Origin of the sequence: Streptosporangium pseudovulgare, from assembly GCF_014648055.1 — a bacterium.
GTDB classification, from domain to species: domain Bacteria; phylum Actinomycetota; class Actinomycetes; order Streptosporangiales; family Streptosporangiaceae; genus Streptosporangium; species Streptosporangium pseudovulgare.
In genome coordinates, this window is record NZ_BMQJ01000014.1 from 126787 (window position 1) to 147987 (window position 21201).

Consider the following 21201-nt stretch of genomic DNA (forward strand, 5'->3'; position numbering starts at 1 on the left):
GTGATCCGCGGTTGAGACGGCGCCGGAGCGGGAATCGTCCGCCTGACCTTTCGCCTGTCGTTTCGCCGCCCCGGGGAGTGCGCGTGGCCGTCCAGCCGATCCGACCGTTCGCCGATCCTGTCCTGCGCACCGCCGCCGAACCGGTGACCGCCTTCGACCGGACCCTGCGGGAGCTGGTCAAGTCGCTCCAGGCCACGCTGCGCGCCGGCGCCGGGCGCGCGGGCCTGGCCGCCCCGCAGATCGGCGTCCCGCTGCGGGTCTTCGTCTACGACGTGGACGGCCGGTCCGGCCACCTGGTCAACCCGCGCGTCGAGGCGTCCGAGCGCACGGTGCTGGCCGACGAGGCGTGCCTGTCGGCGCCCGACGCCTGGTGGCCGCTGGAGCGTTCCTACATGGTCACCGCGCGCGGGCGCGACATGTACGGCAAGCCCGTCACCGTCCGCGGTCTGGGCACGCTCGCGCGGGTCCTGCAGCACGAGGCCGACCACCTCGACGGCGTCCTGTTCATCGACCGCCTGCCCGAGGACGAGCGCGAACGCTTCCTGCAGGAGATCTCCTCCTGAGTGTCGGTGTCGTTCGCCGCCGGAAGCATGTAGAGTCGGGTTGTTGCAGTCGCAGTTCTTGATGACGCTTGACGACGGTTGTCAGCTCAGGTGTTCCGGGAAGCCGCCGACAACGGGCGCTCCATTTTCTCCGGTGATTCTGGCGGATACGTGGTGGTCCGCGCAGCCCCGAGCCGTCACTTGACGGCTCGGTGAGACTAGATCAGGAGAAACAGTTTTGTCTGAGGGCACCGTCAAGTGGTTCAACGCCGAAAAGGGCTTCGGGTTCATCGCGCCGGATGACGGCAGCGCCGACGTCTTCGTGCACTACTCGGCCATCGCCTCCAGCGGCTACCGCAGCCTGGAGGAGAACCAGCGTGTCAGCTTCGTCACCACGCAGGGCCAGAAGGGCCCGCAGGCCGAGCAGGTCCAGCCCCTCTAATCAGGGCTGACCAGGCTCGACCGGCCTAGGGGCCGTGGGCTTCCATCCGGGCCCGTACCGCTTCGGCGGTGCGGGCCCGGACTCGTTCTCCGGCGTCAGAGGGCGACGACGGCGCTCCGGCCGGGGCGCAGCAGGGTGAGCCGGTCGGCGAGCCCGGCCCGGCCGAACGCCTCGCGCAGCTCGTCGCCACCCTCGGTGAAGTGACCCCAGCCCTCGAAGTGCAGCGGAACCACGTGCCGGGCGCCGAGGAGGGCCGCCGCCTCGGCGGCCTGGGCGCCGGTGAGCGTGAGGTGGCCGTCGATCAGCGCGGTCCGCGCCGCGCCCGCGAAGAGGACCGCCACGTCGATCGGGCCGGTCCGCGCGGCTATCTCGCGCACGATCCGGAGAGAGGCGTTGTCCCCGCTGACGTAGACGGTCGGCAGGTCCTCTCCCGACAGCACGAACCCGGCGACCTCGCCGACCAGGTGCTCGCTGCCCTCGGGCCCGTGCAGGGCCGGCACCCGGGTCACGCGCAGCGTGCCCCCGCCGGGGCGCGGCAGGTCGGCGTGCTCCCAGGGGGCGAGCGCGCGGGCGGTCCCGGCCAGCCGTACGGCGGCGCCCGCGGTGGTCAGCACGAGCGGCGCCTCGGCGAGGTAGGCGCGGCCGGAGACGTCGAGGTTGTCGGGGTGCTGGTCGTGCGAGAGCAGCACGGCGTCGATCGGCCCGAGCCGCGGGGGCCGCAGGGCGGGCGGGGCCGTCTTGACGAGGACCCGCCCCTGGCCGACCGGGTACTCCCCCGGCTCGTCGAAGGCCGGGTCGGTGAGCAGGCGGAGCCCGCCGATCTCCAGTACGGCGGTGGACCCGCCGAGCAGGTGGACGCCGAGTCCCCGGCCCGAGCCGGCGGCCGGGACGGACGCCGGGGAAAGGGCGGATCGCCGACGAGCGGCCGCCGGAGGCGGTGCTCGGCGCGCTACGGGCCGCGCACGCCGGCGGCGCCGTGGTCGTGGGGCTGTGCCTGGGGGCGTTCGTGCTGGCGGCGGCGGGACTCCTCGACGGCAGGCGGGCCGCCACCCACTGGATGTTCGCGCCCGCCCTCGCGGCCCTCCACCCGGAGGTGCGGGTGGACGCGTCGGTCCTGTTCGTCGACGACGGCGACATCCTCACCTCCGCGGGCACGGCCGCCGGCATCGACGCCTGCCTGCACCTCGTGCGGCGCCGGTTCGGGGCCCGGGCGGCCGGGGCGATCGCCCGCCGCATGGTCGTCCCGCCGCAGCGCAGCGGCGGGCAGGCGCAGTACATCGAACGGCCCCTGCCCGAGACGGAGACCGGCGACCCGCTGGGCGAGGTGCTCGCCCACGCCATCCGGCATCTCGACGACCCCGGCCTCGACGTGGACGCCCTGGCGGGCCGGGCGTTCATGAGCCGGCGCAGCTTCGACCGGCGCTTCCGGGCGCTGACCGGCAGCTCGCCATTGCAGTGGCTGCTGGCGCAGCGTGTCATGCAGGCGCAACGGCTGCTGGAGGGCACCGGGCTGAGCGTGGACGAGGTCGCCCGCCGGGTGGGCTTCGCGAACGGCGTCGCGCTGCGCCCGCATTTCCGCCGCCTGGTCGGCGTCGCGCCGCAGACCTACCGCGACACCTTCCGGACCGGCGACGCGTTCCGAGCCGGTCACCCCACCGGGGCAGGCGGCATCTGAGGCCCCGGCGGACCCGAACCTCGGAGTGCGGAGGAACGGAAACGTACGCTGAGCCCGTCTGCCCAGCTCACTGCTAGCACGGGATCTTCGTTCACGGAGGGGCGCTGGCGTACGTTTCCGCACCAGTCGCACATTTCGGCGTCGCGCAACCCTCTTCCGTAGGTGCAGCCCTCCAGATTGACATTGCTAGCTATTTCAGTCATGTTTGAAATAACTAGCCAGCAAGTACGGAGCAACCCATGGAACACGTGACCTTCAACAGCCTCGGCACCCGCTGCGCGGGCGATCTCTACCTGCCCGAGACGAGCGACCCGGTCCCCGGGCTGGTGCTCGGGCACAGCGGGGTGATGGTCAAAGAGGCGCTGGCGTTCTTCGCGCCGCACTTCGTCAAGGCCGGCTTCGCGGTGCTGGCCATCGACTACCGCACGGTCGGCTCCAGCGAAGGCGAGCCGCGCGGCCTGGACCACCCGGAGCGGCAGGTGGAGGACTTCCGCAGCGCCGTGTCCTACCTGCAGACCCGTCCCGAAGTGCAGCCGGAGCGGATCGGGGTGTGGGGGGTGAGCATCGGAGGCTCAGTGGCGGCCCAGGCCGCCGTGCTCGATCGGCGCATCAAATGCGTTGTGGTGCAGAGCCCCAGCGTGTGGAACGGATGGCGGTACATGGAACGCCTCCTGGGCCGTGCCGGTGTCCACGCGCTGCGCGACCGGCTGCAGCAGGACTGGCAGCGGCGCTACGAGGGCGGGCAGAGCGCTCGCGTGCCGCACCTGACGCTGGAGGGCGACAACGTGAAGGACACCCCCGACATGTCGGCCCGCCTGTTTCCCACCTACCGCAACGAGAAGACCCTCGACTCCGCCGAGCACCTGCTCACCTTCGCCCCGGAGGACCTCATCCACCGGCTCGCGCCGACACCGCTGCTGATGATCGCCAACGGCGGCTGGGACCCGTACCACATGCTCGAGGAGGCGCAAAGCGCCTTCGCCAAGGCGGGCGAGCCCAAGCGGCTCGCGGTGCTGCCCTACGACGTGCTCGGCCTCTACACCGGCCCGGGTCTGGAGGAGGCGATGGCGCTCGCGATCGACTGGTTCGACCTCTACCTGCGCAGGACCCGGCTCGCGGACATCACCCCGACACCCACCTACGAGTCGGTGGCCGCCATGACACAGTGAACCCGCACACGATCGACAACGGAGGACGCGACGATGAGCACTGAGGAACAGCAGGACCGGCTGCTCCGCTGGGTGGAGCGGGTGGCCGCCTTCTGCGTCGAGGAGTGGGGGCTGCCGCCCATCACCGGACGCATCCTCGGCTGGCTCATGATCTGCGATCCGGCCGAGCAGTCCGCCGGGCAGATCTCGGAGGTCATCCAGGCCAGCCGGGCCTCGCTCACCTCGAACATGCGGTTTCTCACGGCCATCGGCCTGGTCAAGAAGGTGAGAAGGCCCGGCGATCGCGTCTCCTACTACCGCATCGAAGACGACGCCTGGCAGAAGGTCATCCAGCGCAAGCTCGAAAGCCTGAGCGCGTTCGGCGAGATCGCCGACGAAGGGTTCGGCATCGCGGGCGGCGAGGGGCACCGCACCGAGCGCATCAAGGCCGCACACGACTCCCTGACGTGGCTGCAGAACCTCGCGGCCCGTCATCCGCTACGCCGTTAAGGAATCTCCATGCACCGCCGGCAACCCGAGCTCGGGCTGATCCAGGAAACGCTGCTGCTCACTCTCCACGCCAGAGCCCTGGACGCCGGGCAGCCCAGCCCGATCCTCGGCGACACGTTCTCCGCCGACCTGGCCGGCACCATCGATTACGACTTCGGCAAGCTGAAGGTCAAGCCGAACCTCGTCCTCACCACGGCACTGCGCGCCAAGAAGCTCGACGGTGTCGTCCGCGCCTACATCGCCGCTCACCCCGGATGCGTGGTGCTCGATCTGGGCTGCGGCCTGGACACCAGGATGTTCCGCTGTGACCCCCCGCCCGGCGTCGACTGGTACGACATCGACTTCCCGGAAGTGGTGCGCCTGCGGGCCGAATGTCTGCCCGGCCGGTCCCACCTGGTCGGAGCCGACCTCACCGGCTCCGACTGGCTCACAGCCATCCCCGGTGACCGGCCGGCGATGATCGTCGCCGAGGGGCTGCTCCCCTTCATGCCCGGCGACTCCTTCCAGGCGATGACCCGCGCGCTGACCGGCCGTTTCCCTTCGGGCGAGCTCGCGCTCAACGGCTACACCCGCTTCGCCGCCTGGGCCATGAAGTACCACCCGACCATCAAGGCGCTCGGCATCAAAGCCGCCCAGGGCTTCGACGACCCACACGAACCGGAGTCCTGGGACGCCGGCCTGGAACTGATCGAGGAGCAGATCCTCGCCCGCGCACCGGAAGTAGCCCGGTTCCCGCAACCCCTACGCGCGCTCACCCGTCTCGCCGCCCGCAGTACGGCCTTGTCGCGGCAAGGGGCCCGCATTCTCCGTTACCGATTCTGACCGCCCCGGTCCCGCGCGGTGTCCGCGCGCGGGACCGGCGAGGCCGGTGTCAGCCCGGCTGACCGGCGAGGCGGCTTCAGAGGGCGACGCCCAGCAGGGCGTCGGTGAGGTCGCGGACCAGCGCGGGCGCCTGCGGCTCGGCCCCGCCGCCGGACAGGGCCTCCTCCGCCCAGGCGTCGACCGCGGCGAGCGCCCCGGGGGTGTCGAGGTCGTCGGCCAGCCGGGCGCGGACCTCGCCGAGCAGGGCCAGGGCCTCGGGACCCGCGGGCAGCGCCGCGGCGGAGCGCCAGCGGGCCAGCCGGGCCTCGGCGGCGGCGAGCTGATCGGCGGTCCACTCCCAGTCGGCGCGGTAGTGGTGGGCCAGCAGGGCCAGCCGGATGGCCATCGGGTCGGTCTCCTCGCGCAGCCGCGAGACGAACACGAGGTTGCCCTTGGACTTGGACATCTTCTCGCCGTCCAGGGCGACCATGCCCGCGTGCACGTACGCCCTGGCGAAGGGCCACTCGCCGCAGGCGACGTGCCCCTCGTGGGCGCCGCACTCGTGGTGCGGGAAGATCAGGTCGGAGCCGCCGCCCGCGACGTCGAAACCGCTGCCGAGGTTGGCCAGCGCGATCGCGGTGCACTCGATGTGCCAGCCCGGCCGGCCCGGCCCGAACGGCGAGGGCCACGAGGGCTCGCCGGGGCGCTCGGCGCGCCAGAGCAGCCAGTCGAGGGGGTGCTTCTTGCCCGTCCGGCCGGGGTCGCCGCCCCGCTCGGCGGACAGGGCCAGCATCGTCTCCTCGGAGTATCCGGAGACGGCGCCGAACTTGGGGGCGGCGGCGGCGTCGAAGTAGACGTCGCCGTCGAGGTCGTAGGTGGCGCCCTTGTCGCGCAGGGTCTCGATGAGCTCGATGACCTGGTCGATCACCTCGGTCACGCCGACGTACTCGCGCGGCGGGATGATCCGCAGCGCCTCCATGTCGGTGCGGAACAGCCGGATCTCCCGCTCGGCGAGGTCACGCCAGTCGACCCCGGTCTTCTCGGCGCGCTCCAGCAGCGGGTCGTCCACGTCGGTGGTGTTCTGGGTGAAGTGCACCTCGTGGCCGCCGTCCCGCCAGACGCGGTTGACCATGTCGAAGGCGAGATAGGTGTTGGCGTGGCCGAGGTGGGTCGCGTCGTAGGGCGTGATGCCGCAGACGTACATCCGTGCCTCGGGGCCCGGCCGGGTGGGGACGACCTCCCCGGCGGCGGTGTCGAACAGCCGCAACGGAACACCGGCACCGGGAAGCGGAGGGACCTTCGGTGCAGACCACGATTTCATATCAGGGAGCCTATCCAGCAGACAGACCGCCCCGATCGTCTCGGGGCGGTGGACACACAAGGGGCAATAACCTCAACCGCCGTGACGCGCCGGCTCATTCCAGCCGGGGGCGGCGCCGGGCGACGTCAGATGGGGGGCCAGGGGATGGCGGGCCAGTCCTGGGAGGGCAGGGGGTGCAGGCCGGTGTCGAGGAGCCTGCGGACCCTGACCCAGGTGGCCTCGACCTCGGCGAGGGTGAGCAGCTCGCGCAGCCGGCGGCCGAGACGGCCCTGCTCCAGGTCACGCTCCAGGCGGGCCAGGACGTTCATGGCCTCGCGCGACAGGGGCTTGCCGCGCCACTGCCACAGCACGGTGCGCAGCTTGTCGTCGGCGGAGAAGCAGACGCCGTGGTCGACGCCGTAGACGTGGCCGTCGGGCAGCGGGAGCAGGTGGCCGCCCTTGCGGTCGGCGTTGTTGATGACCGCGTCGAAGACGGCCATCCGGCGCAGGGCGGGCTGGCGCCCGCGGATCAGCGCCATCAGGTCGGCCTCGGGGTCGGCGTCGACCCACAGCTGGCACATGCCGGGGCCGAAGGGGCCGTCGCGGTAGACGGTGGGCGGCACGATCCGCCAGCCGGTCGCCGCCGACACCTCGAAGGCGGCCACCTCCCGGGCCGCCAGGGTGCCGTCGGGGAAGTCCCACAGGGGGCGCTCCCCCCGCACGGGTTTGTAGACGCAGGCGGCGGCCAGCCCGCCGTGCCGGATCGAACAGTAGAGCGTCATGTTGGTCGCCTCGACCAGCCGTCCGGCGATCTCCAGATGCCCCTCGCGGAGCAGACGCAGCGCGGTCTCGTCGTCCATTCCCGCCGTGGGCGCCGCGCTCAGCGCAGGCTCGCTCTCGGCACTCATTCGCCTCCCTCGCCCGGTGAAACGCTCTTACCCCGATAACCGTTGAGACGCACGCAGATATGCCCCTCGGCGTCGAGCGGCTGGCCGCACAGCGGGCACGGCGGGCGCCCGGCGGCGACGAGGGCCAGGGCGCGCCTGCTGAACGCGCGGGCCGCGCCGGGGGTGATGTGCACCCGCAGCAGGGCCGGCTCTACGAGCTCCTCCTCGAACGCCTCGCCCTCGGCGGTGACCTCCTGGGCCTCGATGACCACCATGGAGGCGTCGGCGTCCCAGGCGAGCGCCATCGTGCCGACCCGGAAGTCCTCGCTGATCGGCGTGTCGAGCGGGTCGTTGTCGGTGAGCGCGAGCGGAGCGGCGGCGGGCACCTCCGCGGTGCCCCCGCTGCGCCGCAGCACCTCGTCGAGAAGCTCGTCCAGACGGTCGGCCAGCGCCGCGACCTGGAACTTCTCCAGGGCGACGGTGGTCAGCCCGCCCTGTCCCCGTGCCTGGAGGAAGAAGGCGCGTGAACCCGGCTGCCCAACGGCACCGGCCACGAATCTGTCGGGCGGATCGTAGTCGAAGACCGGCATAGTCCTGACCTTACGTCGTCCCGGCTCCGCCGCCGACGGCGGCGTCGCTTCCGGACGGGTTTTCTCCCCCGCCGGCGTCCTCCGTACCCTCGGGGGGCCGCAGCCCGGCCACGTCTCCCCCGACGTCGTTGAGCCTGAGCACGAAGGGGCGCATGGGGGTGTAGCGGATCGCGGTGAGCGACGCCGGGTCGGCGGCTATCCGCTGGAACTGGTCCAGGTGGAGTCCCATGGCGTCGGCCACGATCGCCTTGATGACGTCCCCGTGGCTGCAGACGAGGTAGACGGCCTTCGGGCCCAGCCGCTCGTTCCACTCCCTGACGGCGCTCACCGCGCGGTGCTGGACCGCCGCGAGGGACTCGCCGCCGGGGAAGGTGACGGCGCTGGGGTGGTTCTGCACGACCGGCCAGAGGGGGTCCTTGGCGAGCTCGCCGAGCGGGCGGCCGGTCCAGTCCCCGTAGCGGCACTCGCCGAACCGCTCGTCGGTCCGCACCGGCGTCTCCCGGCCGGCGGCGACCGCCTGTGCCGTCTCCTGGCAGCGTTCCAGCGGGCTGGAGACGATCGCGTCGAGTTCCAGGGCCGAGAGCCGGGAGGCCAGCGCCCCGGCCTGCTCGCGGCCCCGGTCGCTGAGATGGACTCCGGGGGTCCAGCCGGCCAGCACCGGGCCGGTGAGGTGGGTGAGGCCGTGTCTGGCCAGCAGCAGGGTCGTCACGCGGCCAAGTCTTGCAGGCGGCGCTCCACTACTTTTAACTGGCCGGACGGTAACCTGGCCGGATCATGGAGCAGCGCTATGTGGGCCGGAGCGGGCTGTCGGTCTCCCGCCTCGGACTGGGGACGATGACGTGGGGGCGCGACACCGCCGCTGAGGAGGCCGCGGCCCAGCTCCGCGCCTTCGCCGAGGCCGGCGGCACGCTCATCGACACCGCGGACGTCTACACCGGCGGCGAGGCCGAGAAACTGCTGGGCCGGCTGCTCCGCGACACGGTGCCGCGGTCGCGGCTGGTGCTGTCCACCAAGGCCGTGCTCACCCCGGCCGGCCGCCGGCCCCGGGACGCCTCCAGGCGGCACCTGATCGCCGCCGCCGACGCCTCGCTGGCCCGCCTCGGCGTGGACGAGGTGGACCTGTGGCAGCTGCACGCCTTCGACCCCGAGGTGCCGCTGGAGGAGACCCTCGCCGCGGTGGACACCATCGTGGCGTCGGGGCGGGCGGCGTACGCGGGGGTGTGCGACTACACGGGCTGGCAGCTGGCGGCGGCCGCGGCCGGGCAGCGGGCGGTCCCCGGCCGGGCGCCGGTCGTCGCGGCGCAGGTCGAGTACTCCCTGCTGGCCAGGGACGCCGAGCGTGAGCTGATCCCGGCGGCCGAGTACGCCGGCGCCGGCGTGCTGGCCTGGTCCCCGCTCGGCAGGGGCGTCCTGACCGGCAAGTACCGCACGGGCGTCCCCGCCGGCTCGCGGGCGGCCACCCCGCACTTCGCCGACTTCGTCAAGCCGTACCTGGACGAGCGGTCGCGCCGGGTCGTGGAGTCGGTGGCGACCGCGGCCGAGGGCCTGGGCGTCTCGCCGCTCTCGGTCGCGCTGTCCTGGGTGCGCGACCAGCCGGGGGTCGTCGCGGCCATCGTCGGCGCCCGCACCTCCGTCCAGCTCTCCGGAGCGCTCCAGTCCGAGGAGCTGACGCTGCCCCTGGAGATCAGGGAGGCGCTGGACGACGTCTCGGCCGACTGAGGCCGCCCGAGCGGGCGCGGCCGGACCGGCGCTCCCCTCGGCGGCCCGGTCACGGTGACCCGCGTGAGGCGGTCCGCGCACGGCGGTCCGCGTGAGGCGGGCGCGACCGGGCGGAACAAGACGGGACAGAACCAGAATCGATCTCGTTTATCACGCGTCGATACCGAATCGTCCCTTCACCTGGCGAGACCGGCCCTTCCCGCAAAACTGTCGATTGGCGCATCGGGAGGGGAGCCCGATGGCCGGCGAGGCGACATTGGGCGAGGGGGACCGTTGCGAACTGCGATCTCGGCCGGTGCGCTCGTGCTCGCGTTGACCGGAGCCCTTCCCCTGGCCTCCGCGGCGCCCGCGGGGGCCGCCGCGTGGCCGGCGCAGCCGGGCTGCGAACGCCGGGGCCCGCTGGGCGGCGTGACCGGCGGGCTGTGCGACACCCTCGGCGCCGTCGGCGACACCCTCGGCACCGTCGGCGACACCGTCGGCAAGGCGGTGGACGGTGTCGGCAAGACGGTCGACGGCGTCGTGGACCGCGCGGCCGAGACGGTGGACACCGGACGGTTCGGCGTCGCCGCCGAGACCACCACCGGCACCGGCGACTCCCGCCTCGGCGTCGAGGCCGACGTCGGCGTCACCACCGGCATCCGCACCGGCGCCGGAGCGGAGACCTCAGGCTCCACCTCCCGGTCCGCCGGCCCGGGCGAAGACCCCTCCACGCCGGGAGACGGCGCGGCCGGACCGGCCACCGCCGCACCCCGTGACTCCACCGGCGCCTGCGCCCCCGCGGCCTCCTCCGGATGCGCCGACCCGGCCGAGCGCTCCGTCCGGAAGCCTCCTTCCCACGAGGCCCGGCCGACAGCGAGGCCGCTCCCCCGCCCCTCGCGGAGCGGCGATCCCGAGCAGGCCGTACGGCGGGACGCGCCGTCCGGACCGGTCCGCCCGACGGCGGTCCCGTCCGTCCACGACACGGGCTCCGGGCCGGTGACCGCCGAACCGTCCCCCCCGGTGGCCGACCCCGAGGCTCCGCGGGTGGAGCTGCTGTGGCCGGGCGCCGGGATGCGCGAACTGCGCGACCGGATGCCCGCGGACCGGCCCGTCAAGCCCACCCGGTCGTCCGATCCGGCCGGCACGGCGCTCACCATCGTGCTGCTCGTCGTGGCGATCCTCGCGGTCCGCCTGCTGTACGTCCGGCGCGGCGGGGAGTCGATGCCGTTCGAGCCGCTGCGGCTGGGCCGGCACCGGACGGCATCGGCCTCCCGGCTCTGAGCGGACGACCGGCACGCGGCGTGGACGCGTCCACGGAAGACCGCCGATGCCCGGGGGTGCGGCGCGCCTCGCCGCACCGGTGGCCGAGGCTCACCCCTCACACCCGTCGAGGCTCAGGGGATGTACACCTCGTAGTAGAAGCCCGGCATATAAGGGCCGCCCCCGCGGAACCAGTGACAGTAGAGGAGCCCGGTGTACTGACCGTTCTGCGCGGCGTCCTCGTAGGCGAGGTCGCAGGCGGCCATGGTCGGGTAGGGGCCCTGGAGGTACCAGTCCCGTGTCGGCCAGCCCCCGGCGGCCACGGCCGCGCCGGTCTGGGTGGCGGCGAGGGCGGGTGCGGCACCTGCCAGGAGACCGGCGCCCAGCGTCACGGCGAGCACGGCGGAACGTAATCGGGGGATCCTCATCGTGGGTGGCTCCTCGCGTCCGGGAAGGAGAGCACCTTCAGATAAGCACCGGCCACCGGGCTTGAGAAGATACCGTTTCTCCCCATTCGGCCGGAGATGGCGGAGCGCGTGGGCCCACGAGACGCCGGAAACACAGGGGAGGCCGGCGCGATCGGCGCCGGCCCCCCCCTGTTTCCGCCCGTCGTACGGCCCGTCAGCCGCCGATCGCGTGCACGCCCCCGTCGACGTGCACGATCTCACCGGTCGTGGCGGGGAACCAGTCGGACAGCAGCGCCAGGCACGCCTTGGCGGCGGGCACGGTGTCGCCCAGGTCCCAGCCGAGCGGCGCCTTGCCGGGCCAGCTCTCCTCGAACTCGGCGAAGCCCGGGATGCTCTTGGCGGCCATGGTGCGCAGCGGCCCGGCCGCCACGAGGTTGACCCGGATGCCGTGCCCGCCGAGGTCGCGGGCGAGGTACCGGGAGCAGGACTCCAGGCCGGCCTTGGCCACGCCCATCCAGTCGTAGACGGGCCACGCCTTGCTGGCGTCGAAGTCGAGGCCGACGACCGCGCCGCCCTCCTTCATCAGCGGCAGGCAGGCCTGGGCGAGCGCCTTGAAGGAGTAGGTGGAGATGTGCAGGGCGGTGGCGACGTCCTCCCACGGCGTGTTGAGGAAGTTGCCGCCCAGGCAGCTCTGCGGGGCGAAGCCGATGGAGTGGACCACGCCGTCGAGCCCCCCGACGTGCTCACCGACCCGGTCGGCCAGCGAGTCGAGGTGCTCGGTGTTCTGCACGTCGAGCTCGATCACCGGCGGCGGCTCGGGGAGCCGTTTGGCGATCCGCTCGACCAGGCTGAGCCGGCCGAAGCCGGTGAGCACGACCTGCGCCCCCTCCTCCTGGGCCATCTTCGCCACGGAGAAGGCGATCGAGGACTCGGTCAGCACGCCGGTGACCAGGATGCGCTTGCCTTCGAGGATTCCCATGTTCAGTGCCCCATTCCCAGGCCGCCGTCGACGGGGATGACCGCCCCGGTGATGTAGGCGGCGTCTTCGCTCGCCAGGAACCTGACCACGCGGGCGACCTCGTCGGTGCTCGCGTAGCGGCCCAGCGGGATGTTCTTACGGATCTGCTCCTGGTGCGCCTCCTCCAGCGCGGCCGTCATGTCGGTCTCCACGAAGCCCGGGGCGACGACGTTGACGGTGATGCCGCGCGAACCGAGCTCGCGCGCCGCGGAGCGGGCGAAGCCGATCATGCCGGCCTTGGAGGCGGCGTAGTTGGTCTGGCCGGCGGAGCCCAGCATGGCCACCACCGAGGAGATCAGCACCACCCTGCCGCGCTTGAGGCGCAGCATGCCACGGGTGGCGCGCTTGACCACCCGGTAGGCGCCGGTCAGGTTGGCGTCGATGACATCGGTGAAGGCGTCCTCCTTCATCAGCGGAAGCAGGGTGTCGCGGGTGATGCCCGCGTTGGCGACGAGCACCTCGACCGGGCCCTGCTCGGCCTCGACCTTCCCGAACGCCTCATCGACGTCGGCCGCGCTGGTCACGTCGCACCGCACGGCGAGGAAGCCCTCCGGGGGCTCCCCCGAACGGTACGTCACGGCGACCGAGTCACCGGCCCTGGCGAGTTCGCGGGCGATCGCGAGGCCGATGCCGCGATTGCCGCCGGTTACGAGAACAGATCGAGCCATGAAAGTGACGCTATCGGCTACCGAGGGGTAAACCTCTTGTCCGCCAGGGACAAGATCACAGGGCTAGGATCGTCGACATGCGCCAGATCGACTCCGATTTCCTCGCCCTTCCCCTGGGACGGCTGGCCGACGCGGCCCTGCAGCGCGCCCGCGACCTCGGCGCCGAGCACGCCGACTTCCGGCTGGAGCGCATCCGGTCGGAGGTGCTGCGGCTGTCGGACGCCTCGCTGGAAGGCTCCATGGACGCCGACGACCTGGGTTACGCCGTACGGGTCGTCAAGGACGGCACCTGGGGCTTCGCCGCGGGCATCGACCTCACCCCCGAGGCGGCGGCGCGGGTCGCCGAGCAGGCGGTGGAGGTGGCGGTCGTCTCCGCGGCGGTCAACCGAGAGCCCGTCGAGCTGGCCCCCGAGCCGGTCCACGCCGACGTCACCTGGGTCTCCTCCTACGAGATCGACCCGTTCGAGGTGCCCGCGCGCGACAAGGCGGCGCTGCTCGCCGAGTGGTCGGACGGCCTGCTGCGCGACCCCCGCGTGGACCACGTCCGGGCCTACCTCAACCAGGTCAAGGAGCAGAAGTTCTACGCCGACACCGCCGGCACGGTGACCACCCAGCAGCGGGTGCGCCTGCATCCGGAGCTGGAGGCGACGAAGGTCGAGGACGACCGCTTCGACTCGATGCGCACCCTCGCCCCGCCGGCCGGCCGGGGCTACGAGTACCTCACCGGCACCGGCTGGGACTTCCCCGCCGAGCTGGCCGCCCTCCCCGAGCACCTCGCCGAGAAGCTCAAGGCGCCCTCCGTCGAGGCCGGCGACTACGACCTGGTCGTCGACCCGTCGAACCTGTGGCTGACGATCCACGAGTCCATCGGGCACGCCACCGAGCTGGACCGGGCCCTGGGTTACGAGGCCGCCTACGCCGGGACCAGCTTCGCCACCTTCGACCGGCTCGGCTCACTGGTGTACGGCTCGCCGGTGATGAACGTGACGGGCGACCGCACGGTCGAGCACGGCCTGGCGACCGTCGGCTACGACGACGAGGGCGTGGCGACCCGGGAGTTCGACATCGTCTCCGGCGGGATCCTGACCGGCTACCAGCTCGACCGGCGGATGGCACTGCTCAAGGGCCTGGGCGCCTCGAACGGCTGCGCCTTCGCCGACTCCCCCGGGCACATGCCCATGCAGCGCATGGCCAACGTCTCGCTGCGGCCCGCCGACGGCGGCCCCTCCACCGAGGAGCTGATCTCCGGCGTGGAGCGCGGCATCTACGTCGTGGGCGACAAGAGCTGGTCCATCGACATGCAGCGGTACAACTTCCAGTTCACGGCTCAGAGGTTCTACCGGATCGAGAACGGCCGGCTCGCCGGGCAGCTCCGCGACGTCGCCTACCAGGCCACGACCACCGACTTCTGGCGGTCGATGGAGGCCGTCGGCGGGCCGCAGACCTACGTCCTGGGCGGCGCGTTCAACTGCGGCAAGGGCCAGCCCGGCCAGATCGCCGCGGTCAGCCACGGCTGCCCGTCGGCGCTCTTCCGCGGCGTGCGCATCCTCAACACCCTCAAGGAGAGTGGCAAGTGAGCCCCCAGGAGATGATCGAGAAGGCCCTCGACCTCTCCACGGCCGACGACGTCGTGGTGATCGCAGACGAGAGCTCCAGCGCCAACCTGCGCTTCGCGGGCAACACGCTGACCACCAACGGCGTGACCCGCTCGACGCGGCTCACCGTGATCTCGGTGGCCGGGCGCGGCGTGGGCGTGGTCTCGCGGTCGGCGGTCCGCCCCGAGCAGCTCGCCGACATCGTCGCCGAGGCCGACCACGCCGCCGAGGACTCCGCCCCGGCCGAGGACGCCCGGCCCCTGGTCGAGGGGATCCGTTCGGCCGACTGGGACGACCCCGCCGAACCCACCTCCATCGGGGTGTTCGGCGCCTTCGCCCCCGCGCTGGGCGAGGCGTTCGCCGCCGCCGAGGCGGGCGGGCGCAGGCTGTACGGCTTCGCCGAGCACATCGTGACCACGACCTATGTCGGCACCTCGGCCGGGACCCGGCTGCGTCACACCCAGCCCACCGGCCGGCTGGAACTCAACGCCAAGTCGGCCGACATGAAGCGCTCGGCCTGGGCGGGCGTGGCCACCCGTGACTTCGCCGACGTCGACGTGGCGGCGCTGGACGCCTCGCTGGCCCGGCGGCTGGAGTGGTCCAAGCGGCGGATCGACCTGCCCGCGGGCCGGTACGAGACGCTGCTCCCGCCGTCGGCCGTGGCCGACCTCATGATCTACACGTACTGGACGGCCGGCGCCCGGGACGCCATGGAGGGCCGCACGGTCTTCGCGAAGCCCGGCGGCGGCACCCGCGTCGGGGAGTCGCTGGCGCGGCTGCCGGTCCGCCTGTACAGCGACCCGGCCGCGGCGGGCGCCGAGTGCGCGCCGTTCGTGGTGGCGCACTCCTCCAGCCGGCAGAGCTCGGTGTTCGACAACGGCCTGCCGCTGGCGCCCACCGACTGGATCTCCGGCGGCGCGCTGTCCGGCCTGATCCAGACCCGGCACTCGGCCGAGCTGACCGGCCTCCCGGTGACGCCGGCCGTCGACAACCTCCTCATGGAGGGGCCCGAGGGCGGCCGGTCGCTGGAGGAGATGATCGCCTCCACCGAGCGCGGCCTGCTGCTCACCTGCCTGTGGTACATCCGCGAGGTCGACCCGCAGAGCCTGCTGCTGACCGGGCTGACCCGCGACGGCGTCTACCTGGTGGAGAACGGCGAGGTCGTGGGCGAGGTGAACAACTTCCGCTTCAACGAGAGCCCGGTCGACCTCCTCGGCCGCCTCACCGAGGTCGGCGCCGCCGTGCAGACCCTGCCCCGGGAGTGGAACGACTACTTCACCCGCACCGTCATGCCGCCGGTCCGGGTGCCGGACTTCAACATGTCCACGGTCAGCCAGGCCAGCTGACCGTCTCCGCCGTACGGCGGAGCCCCGCCCCGGGGCCCCGCCGTACGGTCAGGTGTCCTCCAGGCGGAAGCCGACCTTCAGCCCGACCTGGAAGTGCCCGACCTCACCGTCGACGATGTGCCCCCTGACCTCGGTCACCTCGAACCAGTCGAGGTGACGCAGGGTCTGCGAGGCGCGCCGGATGCCGTTGCGGACGGCCGCCTCGATGCTCTCCTCCGAGGTGCCGACGATCTCGGTCACCCGGTACGTTCGATCCGTCATACCGTCCTCCTCCAGGGCCATGATCGCACGGCCGTCCGCGAGGCCCGGGTTGGACCCGCCCCGGCCGGGGTCTAGGTTGGAAACGTGAAGGTATGGCACAAGCGCCGGACGGTCCACCAGGTCACCGATGCCCGCCCGTCCCTGACCGAGGACATCGGCAAGCGTGAGAAGAACTACCTGATCAAGATGGGGATCCGGCTGGCCTGCCTGATCCTCGCCTTCACGGTGCCCGCCCCGTTGCCCGTGCGGCTCCTGCTCTTCGCGGGGGCGATCTTTTTGCCATACGTTGCCGTGATCGGGGCCAATGCCCCGCAGAAGGGCGCCCCGGTTGACTCGGACATGCACGAAACCGGACAGAGTGAAATACCGCGCCACCGACGCGAGATCGGGTCGTGACTAACTCTTGACGTACCTCGGGGGTAGTAGGTGTACGCTTTAGCCAAGTGCCCTGGTCCCCCGTCGGGGCACTGGTGCCGGCGTTCCGGGCCCCCGTCGGAACGCCGATGAAGCGACGCCGGGTGGTTTGCCCCCGTAACCACCCGGCGTCGCCTTTCTTTTCCCACTTTTCTTTTCCCGCCCTCTTCTCCGCCGCGGATGCTCCCGGGCGCGAAGACGGGGACCGGACGACCTCGCCGCCCTCCACCGTGAACGCGGGGACCGGACGATCTCACCGCCCTCCACCGTGAACGCGGGGACCGGACGATCTCACCGCCCTCCGGTGTGAAGGCGGGAATCGGGCGGTCCCACCGTCCTTCTTCGGCGCGGGGGGCGAGGACCAGGCGGTGACTAGGCGGTCTCGCCGCCGGCCCGCCGTTCCCAGCCCCTGGCCAGCTCGGTCAGCCGCTCCACCGCGTCCGGCGACGCCGTACCCGCGCCCTGGGCCAGCCCGAGGAGATACGCCGTCAGCGGCGCGGCCGGGCGGGTCACGCCGTGCGCGACCTCCTTGGTCAGGTCCAGCAGCGCGTCGCGGTCGACCGCCGAGGGGTCGATGCCCAACTCGCGGCAGGCCAGGGCGGTCCACTCCGTCAGCACGTTCAACTGTTCACTCCTCGTTCGGAACCGGCCCGGTCTCACTCCGGGCACGCAGCAGGTCGTCCATGGTGTCGCAGTCGAACCACGGTGCGCCACCGAGATGGAGCCTGGCGGGCGCCAGGGGGGCGAGCAGCCCGTGCAGGGAACGCCCGTCGTAACGCGCGAGGGCCCGGGTGAGCTCGGCGGTGCGCCAGGCCCCGGCGAGCCACTGCTCACGGCCGTCGTCGTCGACGAGCACCGCCCCGGGGTCGGCCGCCTCCAGCAGCGCCCGGACGTGCCCGGCGGTGAGGAACGGCAGGTCGGCGGCGAGCAGCGCGACCAGCGGCGCGGTCACCCCGGCCAGCCCCGCCCGCAGCGCCGGGACCGGCCCGCCGCCGGGCGGGTCCTCCCGCAGGAAGACCGCGTGCGGCAGACCCGGGCGGCGCGGCCCGACGACGATGAGCCGCCCGGCGTCGGGCACCGCCGCCGCGACCGTCTCGATCAGCGGGCGGCCGCCGACGGCCATGCCGGGCTTGTCACGGCCGCCGAGCCTCCTGGCCTGGCCGCCGGCCAGCACGCACGCGTCGTAGCGCACGCTCAGCCGCCGATGGCCGACATCGGCCGGGACGGCTGCAGGAAGGCCGGGTCGTCGATGCCGTGGCCCGCCCTCTTGCCGCGGACCGCGGCCGTCCACCGCTCGGCGAGCTCGTCGTCCCCGGCGCCGGAGCGCATGGCCGCGCGCAGGTCGGACTCCTCGGTGGCGAACAGGCAGTTGCGGATCTGGCCGTCGGCGGTGAGCCGTACGCGGTCGCAGGCGCCGCAGAACGGCCGGGTGACGGAGCCGATCACCCCGACCCTGGCCGGTCCGCCGTCGACGACGAACAGCTCCGCCGGGGCGCTGCCGCGCTCCACCGGGGAGTCGGGGACCAGGTCGAACGACTCCTTCAGCAGCGCGAGGATCTCGTCAGCCGTGATCATGTCGTCCCGGCGCCAGCCGTGCTGGGCGTCCAGCGGCATCTGCTCGATGAACCGCAGCTCGTATCCCCGCTCCAGGCAGTGGCGCAGCAGCGGCACCGCCTCGTGGTCGTTGACGCCGCGCATCAGCACCGCGTTGACCTTGACCGGGCGCAGCCCGGCGGCGTCGGCGGCGGCCAGGCCGTCGAGGACGTCGACGAGGCGGTCGCGGTGCGCGAGCCGTTTGAAGGTCTCGCGATCGAGGGTGTCGAGGGAGACGTTCACCCGGTGCAGGCCCGCCGCGGCGAGCGGGGCGGCCAGCCGGGCCAGCCCGATGCCGTTGGTGGTCAGCGAGACCTGGGGGGTGGGGTCCAGCGCCGCGGTGCGGGTCACGATGTCGAGGAGCTCGCGGCGGAGCAGCGGCTCGCCGCCGGTGTAGCGGACCTCGGTGATGCCGAGCCGCTCCACGCCGATGGTCACCAGGCGGACGATCTCGTCCGCGGTCAGCAACCCGGCCTTGGGCAGCCAGTCGAGGCCCTCGGGCGGCATGCAGTAGGAGCACCGCAGGTTGCAGCGGTCCGTGAGGGACACCCGCAGGTCCGTCGCCACCCGGCCGAACGAGTCCTGCAACATGGGACGTCACCTCCCTTGTCAGTGCTGACCGGACAGGGCCGGTCTGGGCCGGCCCGGTGCGCCCATGAAACCACGTCCAACCGTTGAGAACATCATCGGCGAATCGCTGATTCCGCGGGCGGACGCCCATTGTCCCGCACCGGCGCCGGCCCGCCATCCCCTGATCGGACCCGGGCCTCCCCTGATCAGGCCCGGGGACCGGCCCCGGTCGGTCCCCGGGCCCGGCCTTCCCGGGAGACACTCGTCACATCGCCGTCAGCCCTTGACGCAGACGAGCTGGCGCAGCCGGGCGACGACCTCGACCAGGTCGGACTGCGCGGCCATGACGGACCGGATGTCCTTGTAGGCCGCGGGGATCTCGTCGATCACACCGGTGTCCTTGCGGCACTCCACGCCGTCGGTCTGCGCCCTGAGGTCGGCGAGGGTGAAGGTCCGCTTCGCCTTGTTGCGGCTCATCCGGCGACCGGCACCGTGTGAGGCGGAGTTGAACGCCGCGGCGTTCCCCAGGCCCCTCACGATGTAGGTGCCGGTCGCCATCGAGCCGGGGATGATGCCGAGATCGCCGGATCCCGCGCGGATCGCGCCCTTGCGGGTGACGAGCACATCCACGTCGTCGTACCGCTCCTCGGCCACGTAGTTGTGGTGGTACAACATTGATCTAGGCGATAGGTTTACCCAGCGGAGGACCGATGGACGACCTCGTACCGGTGGTGAGCTACCAGCGGGCAAGCGCGGACAAAGCGAGAGATGAGCACACGGTCACCGATCAGAGCAAAGTCAACCGGATGACGGCCGCACGTCTCGGCTGGCGTATCGTCCACGCCTTCACCGACAACGACAAGTCAGCCGCCAAGGAAGGCGTCATCCGGGACGGTTTCGAGGCCATGCTCAGGGTTCTCCGGGCGGGCAGGCTCCCAGACGGCACACTGGTACAGGGCTGCGTGGTGGTAGCGGAGGATCGCCTCGTCCGGCGCGCGGGGGACTACGAGCGCTTCGTGGACGCCATCACGTCACGGGATGGAAGGGTCTTCGCCGACGCACGAGGGTCAAAAGACCTCTACAGCGAAGACGTGGAGTCCATGGGGCTCATGGGGGCGGTCCTGTCCCGCATGGAGGTCAAGAAGATGCGGCGGCGGGTCACCCGCTGGCACCGCAGCCGCGCCGAAGACGGCGTGATCCCGAACGGCTACCGGCCCTTCGGCTGGAAGGACGACAAGCGCACGCTTGATCCCGTGCAGTCGGCCGCGATCAGGAAGGCCGTGCAGGAAATCCTTGCGGGAAGGTCGCTCAACTCGATCGTTCGGGGCTGGCAAGAGAGAGGGTTCGTCACGACTCGGGGCAATGCCTGGGAGGCACAGACCCTCAAGCAGTTGTTACGCAACCCCCGCCTCTGCGGCTGGCGCAAGATCAACGGAGAGATCGTCAAGGACGCGGCGGGAATACCTGTGCAAGGCCAGTGGGAGGCGATCATCGCGCCACAGGAGTGGGAGGCGGTCCAAGCGATCTTCGATGCTCGGCGCGGCAAGCAAGTCGGCAACAACGGCATCATCGGCAACCTGCCTGCGGACTTCCGGGAGCACACCTATCTCCTTACGGGCATCCTGCGCTGCGGCCGTCCCAAGGATGACGGGACTCTATGCATGGCGAAACTACGTGTCACGCCGCATCGGGACTGCGATCACCACGTGTACGCGTGCAGATCGAGGACTCAAGGAGGGTGCGGCAGACTCGCGAGACGCGGGGACATGGTGGACATGTTCGTCTCTGAGGCGGTACTTGCCACGATCGAAGAAGGGCCGATGTCCCCTCCGCAAACAGAGCCATGGGCAGGGGCCAGCGATCTGAAGGACTCCGAGACGCAGCTTCGTGAACTGACCGAGCACTGGCACCGCAAGAAAGTGAGCAACTCTCTGTTCTTCGCGGAGGTCGAACGCTTAGAGTCCGAGATCTCTCGCTTGATCAAGGAGCGTGCCCAGCACGAGGCTACGACCCGACGGGCAAAGGCCAACCTCACCGATATACGGCGCCGGTGGTACTCGGAGACGGATGATGATCGGCTGGACGTGTCCCAGAAGCGCGCGGTAATCCGGGAAGCCTTCCATGCGGTCATCGTTCATCCGGTCGGACAGGGAAGAGGGAGCCGGGGAACGTTCGATCCCGACAAGCTTGAACTCATCTGGCGTGAGGATTGAGGATCGTACAGCCTCCAGCCAGCTCCGGCTGGGGCTCGGCACCCAGAAGACGGGCCGTACGTGGGAGGGCGGGACTGATGGTGCAAACCTCGGAAATCCGCGTTTGCCTTGCCCCTCTACGGCTGGTCTGCTTGGCTTGATCCGGACCGATGTCGACGAACAAGAGTGGAGACATGGACGTCTGGATCACCTATCGGCTTGTTGCTCATGATCTCCCTGACGGAGAGTGCGAGGCTGGCAGCGACGCTCAAGGGGATCGGCGC

Annotated in this window: 24 protein-coding genes and 1 pseudogene; 12 read left to right on the forward strand and 13 right to left on the reverse strand. The window is 71.7% G+C overall.

All coding sequences use genetic code 11. The annotated features are described in order from the left end of the window. The first annotated feature begins 83 nt into the window (after positions 1-83). Positions 84-563: a peptide deformylase gene (locus IEZ10_RS25925; protein WP_189249129.1), complete on the forward strand. Its 480-nt coding sequence runs from the start codon at positions 84-86 to the stop codon at positions 561-563. Between the two features lie 217 nt (positions 564-780). Next, positions 781-984, forward strand: coding sequence for a cold-shock protein (locus IEZ10_RS25930; RefSeq protein WP_179828083.1), 204 nt, complete (start codon positions 781-783; stop codon positions 982-984). Between the two features lie 95 nt (positions 985-1079). Here IEZ10_RS25930 and IEZ10_RS25935 read toward each other — a convergent pair whose 3' ends face one another. Beyond that, positions 1080-1835, reverse strand: coding sequence for an MBL fold metallo-hydrolase (locus IEZ10_RS25935; protein WP_189249256.1), 756 nt, complete (start codon positions 1833-1835; stop codon positions 1080-1082). A gap of 59 nt (positions 1836-1894) precedes the next feature. On the opposite strand from IEZ10_RS25935, the gene IEZ10_RS25940 reads away from it, so the two are divergent. The 4 genes from IEZ10_RS25940 (at position 1895) to IEZ10_RS25955 (ending at position 5139) form a co-directional block, all read left to right on the forward strand. Continuing rightward, a complete protein-coding gene (locus IEZ10_RS25940) occupies positions 1895-2659 on the forward strand; it encodes a helix-turn-helix domain-containing protein (RefSeq protein ID WP_189249257.1) in 765 nt (254 codons plus the stop codon). A 239-nt stretch (positions 2660-2898) separates the two neighbouring features. Continuing rightward, positions 2899-3828, forward strand: coding sequence for an alpha/beta hydrolase (locus tag IEZ10_RS25945; protein ID WP_189249130.1), 930 nt, complete (start codon positions 2899-2901; stop codon positions 3826-3828). A 33-nt stretch (positions 3829-3861) separates the two neighbouring features. After that, a complete protein-coding gene (locus IEZ10_RS25950; protein WP_189249131.1) occupies positions 3862-4317 on the forward strand; it encodes a GbsR/MarR family transcriptional regulator in 456 nt (151 codons plus the stop codon). 9 nt (positions 4318-4326) lie between these two features. Further along, positions 4327-5139: a class I SAM-dependent methyltransferase gene (locus tag IEZ10_RS25955; RefSeq protein ID WP_189249132.1), complete on the forward strand. Its 813-nt coding sequence runs from the start codon at positions 4327-4329 to the stop codon at positions 5137-5139. Between the two features lie 76 nt (positions 5140-5215). Here IEZ10_RS25955 and mshC read toward each other — a convergent pair whose 3' ends face one another. The 4 genes from mshC to IEZ10_RS25975 form a co-directional block, all read right to left on the reverse strand. Continuing rightward, positions 5216-6439, reverse strand: coding sequence for a cysteine--1-D-myo-inosityl 2-amino-2-deoxy-alpha-D-glucopyranoside ligase (gene mshC / locus IEZ10_RS25960; protein ID WP_189249133.1), 1224 nt, complete (start codon positions 6437-6439; stop codon positions 5216-5218). 125 nt (positions 6440-6564) lie between these two features. Next, positions 6565-7326, reverse strand: a complete 762-nt coding sequence (locus IEZ10_RS25965; protein WP_179828075.1) for an SCO1664 family protein — start codon at positions 7324-7326, stop codon at positions 6565-6567. Continuing rightward, entirely contained in the window at positions 7323-7895 is a 573-nt protein-coding gene (locus tag IEZ10_RS25970) for a DUF3090 domain-containing protein (RefSeq protein ID WP_189249134.1), read from the reverse strand. The genes IEZ10_RS25965 and IEZ10_RS25970 overlap by 4 nt, the downstream gene beginning before the upstream one ends. 10 nt (positions 7896-7905) lie before the next feature. After that, positions 7906-8604, reverse strand: a complete 699-nt coding sequence (locus IEZ10_RS25975; RefSeq protein ID WP_189249135.1) for a histidine phosphatase family protein — start codon at positions 8602-8604, stop codon at positions 7906-7908. Between the two features lie 65 nt (positions 8605-8669). On the opposite strand from IEZ10_RS25975, the gene IEZ10_RS25980 reads away from it, so the two are divergent. Together IEZ10_RS25980 and IEZ10_RS25985 are read left to right on the forward strand one after the other, a co-directional pair. Continuing rightward, entirely contained in the window at positions 8670-9614 is a 945-nt protein-coding gene (locus IEZ10_RS25980; protein ID WP_189249136.1) for an aldo/keto reductase, read from the forward strand. Between the two features lie 273 nt (positions 9615-9887). Then, the gene (locus tag IEZ10_RS25985) at positions 9888-10874 is read left to right on the forward strand and encodes a hypothetical protein (protein WP_189249137.1); all 987 of its coding nucleotides are present in this window, start codon (positions 9888-9890) and stop codon (positions 10872-10874) included. 113 nt (positions 10875-10987) lie between these two features. Here IEZ10_RS25985 and IEZ10_RS25990 read toward each other — a convergent pair whose 3' ends face one another. From IEZ10_RS25990 to IEZ10_RS26000, 3 genes are all read right to left on the reverse strand, one after another. Next, complete coding sequence (locus tag IEZ10_RS25990; protein ID WP_189249138.1) at positions 10988-11281, reverse strand: hypothetical protein; 294 nt, start codon at positions 11279-11281, stop codon at positions 10988-10990. Positions 11282-11474: 193 nt separating this feature from the next. Further along, a complete protein-coding gene (fabI, locus tag IEZ10_RS25995; RefSeq protein WP_189249139.1) occupies positions 11475-12239 on the reverse strand; it encodes an enoyl-ACP reductase FabI in 765 nt (254 codons plus the stop codon). 2 nt (positions 12240-12241) lie between these two features. Next, positions 12242-12946 (reverse strand): beta-ketoacyl-ACP reductase, encoded by a 705-nt coding sequence (locus tag IEZ10_RS26000; RefSeq protein ID WP_189249140.1) that lies wholly within the window; start codon positions 12944-12946, stop codon positions 12242-12244. Between the two features lie 77 nt (positions 12947-13023). Between IEZ10_RS26000 and IEZ10_RS26005 the strand changes: the two genes are divergently transcribed. Then, positions 13024-14523, forward strand: a complete 1500-nt coding sequence (locus tag IEZ10_RS26005; RefSeq protein ID WP_189249141.1) for a TldD/PmbA family protein — start codon at positions 13024-13026, stop codon at positions 14521-14523. Then, the gene (locus IEZ10_RS26010; protein ID WP_229811652.1) at positions 14520-15887 is read left to right on the forward strand and encodes a TldD/PmbA family protein; all 1368 of its coding nucleotides are present in this window, start codon (positions 14520-14522) and stop codon (positions 15885-15887) included. Before IEZ10_RS26005 ends, IEZ10_RS26010 begins: the two co-directional genes overlap by 4 nt. 48 nt (positions 15888-15935) lie before the next feature. On the opposite strand, the gene IEZ10_RS26015 is transcribed toward IEZ10_RS26010, so the two are convergent. Continuing rightward, entirely contained in the window at positions 15936-16148 is a 213-nt protein-coding gene (locus IEZ10_RS26015) for a dodecin (RefSeq protein ID WP_189249142.1), read from the reverse strand. An 84-nt stretch (positions 16149-16232) separates the two neighbouring features. Here IEZ10_RS26015 and IEZ10_RS26020 point away from each other — a divergent pair, with 84 nt between their 5' ends. Continuing rightward, complete coding sequence (locus IEZ10_RS26020; protein WP_189249143.1) at positions 16233-16544, forward strand: DUF3099 domain-containing protein; 312 nt, start codon at positions 16233-16235, stop codon at positions 16542-16544. 390 nt (positions 16545-16934) lie between these two features. Here IEZ10_RS26020 and IEZ10_RS26025 read toward each other — a convergent pair whose 3' ends face one another. The 4 genes and pseudogenes from IEZ10_RS26025 to IEZ10_RS26040 all read right to left on the reverse strand — a co-directional run. Further along, entirely contained in the window at positions 16935-17180 is a 246-nt protein-coding gene (locus IEZ10_RS26025; protein ID WP_308426312.1) for a DUF6457 domain-containing protein, read from the reverse strand. A gap of 10 nt (positions 17181-17190) precedes the next feature. Further along, entirely contained in the window at positions 17191-17760 is a 570-nt protein-coding gene (mobA, locus tag IEZ10_RS26030) for a molybdenum cofactor guanylyltransferase (RefSeq protein ID WP_189249259.1), read from the reverse strand. Then, the gene (gene moaA, locus IEZ10_RS26035) at positions 17757-18746 is read right to left on the reverse strand and encodes a GTP 3',8-cyclase MoaA (protein ID WP_189249145.1); all 990 of its coding nucleotides are present in this window, start codon (positions 18744-18746) and stop codon (positions 17757-17759) included. Before moaA ends, mobA begins: the two co-directional genes overlap by 4 nt. A 255-nt stretch (positions 18747-19001) precedes the next feature. Continuing rightward, positions 19002-19391, reverse strand: a pseudogene (locus tag IEZ10_RS26040) (RtcB family protein); the annotation flags it as partial. A gap of 44 nt (positions 19392-19435) precedes the next feature. Between IEZ10_RS26040 and IEZ10_RS26045 the strand changes: the two are divergent. Next, positions 19436-20938, forward strand: coding sequence for a recombinase family protein (locus IEZ10_RS26045; protein ID WP_189249146.1), 1503 nt, complete (start codon positions 19436-19438; stop codon positions 20936-20938). Positions 20939-21201 lie beyond the last annotated feature (263 nt).